5 protein-coding genes are annotated in these 5,706 nt (G+C 73.5%); 3 read left to right on the forward strand and 2 right to left on the reverse strand.

The genetic code is table 11. The annotated features are described in order from the left end of the window. Both ABZ749_RS27830 and ABZ749_RS27835 read right to left on the reverse strand, forming a co-directional pair. A partial coding sequence (locus ABZ749_RS27830; RefSeq protein ID WP_357233014.1) for a GNAT family N-acetyltransferase occupies window positions 1-546 on the reverse strand: 546 nt, incomplete at its 3' end. A 72-nt stretch (window positions 547-618) separates the two neighbouring features. Continuing rightward, a complete protein-coding gene (locus ABZ749_RS27835) occupies window positions 619-2,193 on the reverse strand; it encodes a lytic murein transglycosylase (protein ID WP_357233006.1) in 1,575 nt (524 codons plus the stop codon). Window positions 2,194-2,230: 37 nt separating this feature from the next. On the opposite strand from ABZ749_RS27835, the gene ABZ749_RS27840 reads away from it, so the two are divergent. The 3 genes from ABZ749_RS27840 to ABZ749_RS27850 all read left to right on the forward strand — a co-directional run. After that, window positions 2,231-2,440: a zinc ribbon domain-containing protein gene (locus ABZ749_RS27840; protein ID WP_357233008.1), complete on the forward strand. Its 210-nt coding sequence runs from the start codon at window positions 2,231-2,233 to the stop codon at window positions 2,438-2,440. Window positions 2,441-2,592: 152 nt separating this feature from the next. Next, window positions 2,593-5,433, forward strand: a complete 2,841-nt coding sequence (locus ABZ749_RS27845; RefSeq protein ID WP_357233010.1) for an NB-ARC domain-containing protein — start codon at window positions 2,593-2,595, stop codon at window positions 5,431-5,433. A 93-nt stretch (window positions 5,434-5,526) separates the two neighbouring features. Next, on the forward strand, window positions 5,527-5,706 hold a 180-nt coding region (locus tag ABZ749_RS27850), incomplete at its 3' end, for a hypothetical protein (RefSeq protein ID WP_357233012.1).

The raw sequence follows: 5,706 nt of genomic DNA on the forward strand, positions 1-5,706 counted from the left end.
GTCCGGCGGCCCGCCCGGGAAGAACTCCAGCTGGTAGCCCGCCCCGATGCCGGTGGCCATCTCGGCCAGCTCGGCCCAGTCCACCGCCGTCAGGTCGAGCACGCTGCGCGTCTCCACGTACTCCCGGGTGAAGCCGAGCGCCTCGTAGAACCCGACCGCCGGCGTGTCGCCGACAACCTCGACCCCGATCGACTGGAAGCCTTCCTGGTAGACCCGGCGCGCGGCACGCAGCACCAGGTCACGGCCGAGGCCGGTGCGTCGGGCGGACGGGTGCACCAGCACCTCGAGCACGCCGATGTCACCCAGAAGGAGTACGTGCACCTGGCCGATCACAGCGCCCGTGTCGCCCGGATCCGTCGGCTCGGCCTGGGCGATCCAGGAGATCCGCCGCTCGCCGGGCATCACCTCGGCGAGGTACTCCCGCAGCGAAGCCTCCCGCCAGGGCGGATCCTGCGGCAGATCGGCCGCCAGGACCGCGTTCAGCGTGGCCAACAGCGACGCGATCTCGGCGGACGACGCGGTCCTGGGGTCCCACTCGCGCACCATCACCCGTCTAGCTTGCCGCTAACAGAGGCCCGGGGGAAGTGTCCAGTTCTCCAACGTATCGAGACGATCACTTCACGAGCGACTGGCCCGTCCGTACCGGTTCGCGGTGTCGTAGACGTCCTGGGCGTACCGCCGTACATCGTTGTAGGAGAGGATCGCGTTCCACCAGTCGCCCGCGATGCTCAGGTTCCGACCGCCCTTGCAGAGGTAGTTCCCCGCTGCCAGGGCCGCGTCGTCCAGGTCGTGCGGGTCCTTGCGGCCGTCGTTGTCCGCGTCCGCGCCGATCTCCTGCCAGGTGGTCGGGATGAACTGCATCGGCCCGATGGCGCGGTCGAGGGTCGAGTTCCCGTCGAGCGCCCCACGGTCGGTGTCGATGATCCGCATCCGGCCGTCCTTGCCGTCCAGCGGCAGCCCGAAGATGTTGGGCACCGCCTTGCCGTCCTGCCCCAACTGCGCCCCGTTGGTCGACCCGTGATCCGATTCGACCTTTCCGATCGCGGCCAGCGTGGTCCAGCTCAGCGCACAGCTGCGGTTGGTCTGGGCGAGCACCAGCTCGGCGTAGCCGTACGCCTGCATGGCTACCGCCGGGACATCGACCTTGGCACCGACCTGCTGCGCCCAGCCGGCCAGGGCATCCGACGGTCGGCCACCGATCACCGACCCGGTCGGAAGCCCGTTGCCGGGCAACCCGCCGGAGGGCAGCGGAAGGGTCGGTAGCGGTCCGGTGGGCAGCGGGCTGGTCGGCAGGCCGGAGGGCATCCCCGGCGCTGCCACCCCGCTCGGCGCGGCCGAGGCGTCGACGGCGACCGGGCGCGGCGCACGGATCGTGGCCGGTACGAGCAGCGCTCCCACCGCGCCGGTCGCCGCCACCAGTGCCAGCAGGAAGACACCGGGCAGGGTCAGCCGACCACTCGGCCGGCGCGCCCACGCACGGGTCGCCTGGGTCGCTGCGGCTGCTGCCCGACGGGGCGGCAGCCGTACCGCGTGCGCGAACTGCACCCGCCGTCGGCGGGCCGGGCCGGACGCCGATACGGCCGGGATCTCATCCACAGTGGTCTTGGCCGGACCTGCGGCGTCGGTCTTCGCGTCGTCGGCGGGCGCGTCGGCGCTCGACGCGCCGGCCGCCTTCGACGCGGCCGGACCACTGGCGCCGCCGTCCGCCTCCGCGGTGTCGGCCTTGGCGGCGTCGGCCTTCGCGTCCTTGGCCTCGGGGGTGTCGGCCTTACCGGCGTCGGCTTTCGCGTCCTTGGCCACACCGGTCTCGGCCTTCGCGGCGTCGGCCTTCGCGGTCTCGGCCTGACCCGCCTCGGCGTTGGTTGCCGCGGCCAGGGGGTCGGCTGCGGGGCTTGCGGTCGGGACAGATTCGGGCGGGACCTCCGGGCCGGCGGCGCGGGAGTCCGGTTCGGACCCGGCGGAGTCGGCTGCCGAGGACTTCGCCGCTGGCGGAACCGCCGTGGTGGCTGGTGGCGTGCCCGGCGCGCCGGCGGAACGCCCGCTCAGCCAGGGGCGGCGGGGGCGGGGCACCTTGCGCACCTGGTCGGGCGCTGCCCCGGAGCCTTCGAGCGGCCCGTCCAGCGGCGCGGCCGGTCGTAACGGTTGCACACGCGTGTCGTCCTCGCCGTCCACCACCTGTCGAGTATCACCCATGCTCCGCGAACCGTCAGATCCACGTACCCTGGGTGGCATGCCCCGGTACGAGTTCCGCTGCCGCGCCTGCGGCGACACCTTCGAGGTCAACCGTTCGATGGCGGCGGCCGGTGAGCCGGCCAGCTGCCCTCAGGGACACGCCGACACGGTCAAGCTTCTTTCCGCGGTCGCGGTCACCGGTCGCAGTGGTGGTGCCCCGGCACCCGCCGCTGGTGGTGGCTGCTGCGGCGGCGCCTGCGGCTGCTGATCGGGTCAATTCGCCGCCGCCTGGTGGGCCAGCCTTGCCGGGAGCGGGTCCGAGTGGCACGTTGAGGCGGCACTTGCCCGGCCGTTCTCACGATGTGTGATCGTTCGGACTCAGGCAGCATGAACCCGACGTCACGGGCGGAGGTTCCTCGCATGTCGCCACGGATCCAGCTCCCGAGCGGTTGGGTGACCTTCGTATTCACTGATATCGAGGGCTCCACACGGCTGGCTCAGCTGCTCGGCCCGGACTACCGCCCGGTGCTCGCCGAGCATCGACGGCTGCTGCGCCGCACGCTGGCCAGCACCGGTGGCGCGGAACTGCTGACCGAGGGCGACTCGTTCTTCCTGGCCTTCGAGGAAGCTTCCGCGGCGATGACCGCGTGCCTGACCGCTCAGCGGGCACTGTCCAGCCACGACTGGCCCACCCCCGAAGCCGCGCCCCGGGTGCGGATGGGCCTGCACACCGGCTATGCCGAGCCACGCGACGGCGAGTACGCCAGCGCCGAGGTGCACCGGGCCGCCCGGGTGGCGGCCGCCGCGCACGGCGGGCAGGTGCTCTGCACGGCGTCCACCGCCCGTCGGGCCGATCCGATGCCGCCGGGTGCGACCCTGCTCGACCTGGGGCTGCACCGGCTACGCGGCTTTGACGACCGTGAACGGCTGTTCCAACTCGTCGCACCGGGTCTGGAGCGACAGTTCCCCCGGCCCCGCACCGCCGACGCGGTGGCGCACAACCTGCCCACCCAGGTCACCTCGTTCGTCGGCCGGCAGGCCGAGCGCATCGAGCTGAGCCTGCTGGTGCGTCAGAACCGCCTGGTCACCGTGCTCGGCGCCGGCGGCGCGGGCAAGACCCGGCTCGCGGTGGAGTTGGCCAGCGGAGTTGTCGAGGCGTACCCGGACGGGGTCTGGTTCGTCGACATTGCCTCGGTGACCGACCCGGGGTTGGTGGCGTTCGCCATCGCCGCCGTGCTCGGCCTGCGTCCCGAGCCCGGTCGGCCGATGCTGGACACCCTCGTCGAGTACGCGGCCGGCCGTCGGATGCTGGTAGTACTGGACACCTGTGACACCCAACCGGCCGCCTGCGCCGAGGTGATCGCGCGGCTGCTGTCCGGTGGAAGCGGCGTACGGGTGCTGGCCACCAGTCGCGAGTCGTTCAGCCTGCCCGGCGAGGTGGTGTGGCGGATTCCGCCGCTCTCGGTCGACCCGCGCGCGGACGGCGCGGAGAGCGACGCGGTGGCGCTGCTGCTGGACCGCACGGCGGCGGCCCGTGGTGGTCGGCAGCCGGACCCGGCCGAGTCCGCCGACCTGCGGCGGGTCGTGCAGCGGTTGGACGGCCTGCCGCTCGCCATCGAGCTGGCCGCCGCCCGGCTACGGGTGCTCTCGGTCGGTCAGCTCGCCGAGCGCCTGGACGACGTCCTCGGCACCCTGGACGCCGGCCGGGAGGACCCGGATCCGCCGCCGGTGGAGCGGGGCTGGTCCGGCAACCAGCAGGACACCGTGGACCTGGTCGCCGCGGCCGCCGGGGCGTCGCCACCCTCACCGGCGAGCCGAGCGGTGCAGCGCTCGGCCACCGAACGGCATCTGACCATGCAGGCCACTGTCACCTGGTCCTATCGGACGTTGGGGCCCCGGGCCGCCCGCCTGCTGCGGTGGCTGGCGGTCTTCGCCGGCCCGGTGGATCTGGCGACGGTGGAGTGGCTGCTGGGTGACGATCCGCTGGACCCGCTGTCGGTCCTGGTGGACAAGTCGATGGTGTTGGCCGAGCCGCGTGCCTCCGGCAGCACCTACCGGATGCTCGACCCCATCCGTGCGTACGCGGCGCGACGGCTGGCCGAGGCGGGCGAGGAGCAGGCCGCCCGGGACCGGCACGTGGCCTGGTCGGCGCACGCGTTGGACCGGGCCCACCTGGGCCAGGACGGCCGGCCGGTGACGCTGTCGCTGTATGCCCTCGATCCACTGGCCGGGGAGCTGCGCGCCGCGCTGCGGTGGTGCGCCACCGGCGGCAGCGCCCGTGCGGGTCTCGGCTTGGCGGGTGGGCTTGACCAGTGGTGGCTGGAGCGGGGCCTGGCCCGCGAGGGGCGGCTGTGGCTGTTCCGGCTGTACGGACGGATCGCTGAGACGGGGGAGCGGATCCCGGAGGCGGAGCTGGCTGCGGCGTACCACATGCATTCGCTGCATGCCAGCGCCGACGGTGAGTTCGCCGAGGAACTGCGCTACTCCCAGCGGGCGGAGGCAGCGGCCCGGCAGGCCGGCGACGCGGGTTTGCTGGCTCGGGTGCTCGCCGGCAGGGCGGCGCCGCTCGTCGACATGGGGCAGTTCGCCGAGGCCGAACGGGTGTGCCGGGAGGTCATCGACTGGGCGCACGGGCAGGACGTGGTCGGCGAGGCTCTGTTCGCGGTCTTCAGCCTGGCCGAGCTGCTCTGGCGGCGGGGTGCCCTGGAGGAGGCCGCAGAGCTGCTGGGCGCGGTGCGTCCGGTGGAGGCGGCCCGGCCCGTGGAGCGGGGACGGCGTTCGGTGGACATGCTGCTCGGCGTGGTCGCGCTGGCCCGCGGCGACGTGATCGCCGCACACGAGCATCTGCTGGTGGCGCTGCGCTCCCGGATGGGTCACGGCTACCACGGGCGGGCGTGCGACACCTTGAACGCGGTAGCGGTGCGCTGCGCGATCGGCGGGGAGCGGTTGACCGCCGCCCGCCTGTTCGGAGCGGCGCAGGCCACCCGGGCGAGCATGCGGGCCACCCCCGGCATCTTCGGCGGTTACTGGGCCGAGCAGCAGGGGGAGTTGCGCGCGGTGCTGGGCGACGCGGCCTTCGACGACGCGTACGGCGAGGGTGCGGAGCTGGGGCTGGACGAGGCCGCAGCGCTGGCACTCGACGTGGAACATCCGGACCTGGCGGCGGACTCGACCCGCTTCAGCACCGGCCTGTCCCAACCAACCCCCCGCCGTCCCGCCGACCCCGACCGCCACCCAGCCACCCGAACCGAACGCGCCTAACCCCACCCAGCCCCACCCCGCCCCCGGCCCTGCCCGGCCCTGCCCCGACCTGCCCTGCCCCGCCGATCTTGCTCTTTCTGTTGTGGGATACCGGTGCCAAAGCGGCATATCGACAACCGAAAGTGCAAGATCGGCGGGCGCGGGCGCGGGCGCGGGCGCGGGCGCGAGCGCGGGCGCGAGCGCGAGCGCGAGGTGCGAGGTGCGAGGGTGCTCTTCGTGCTCGCCTGGACGATGGCGATGCGTCCGCCCGCGCTGTTGGTGGTCGCCGGGATC

It is taken from the genome of Micromonospora sp. NPDC047753 (genome assembly GCF_040642735.1).
GTDB lineage: Bacteria > Actinomycetota > Actinomycetes > Mycobacteriales > Micromonosporaceae > Micromonospora.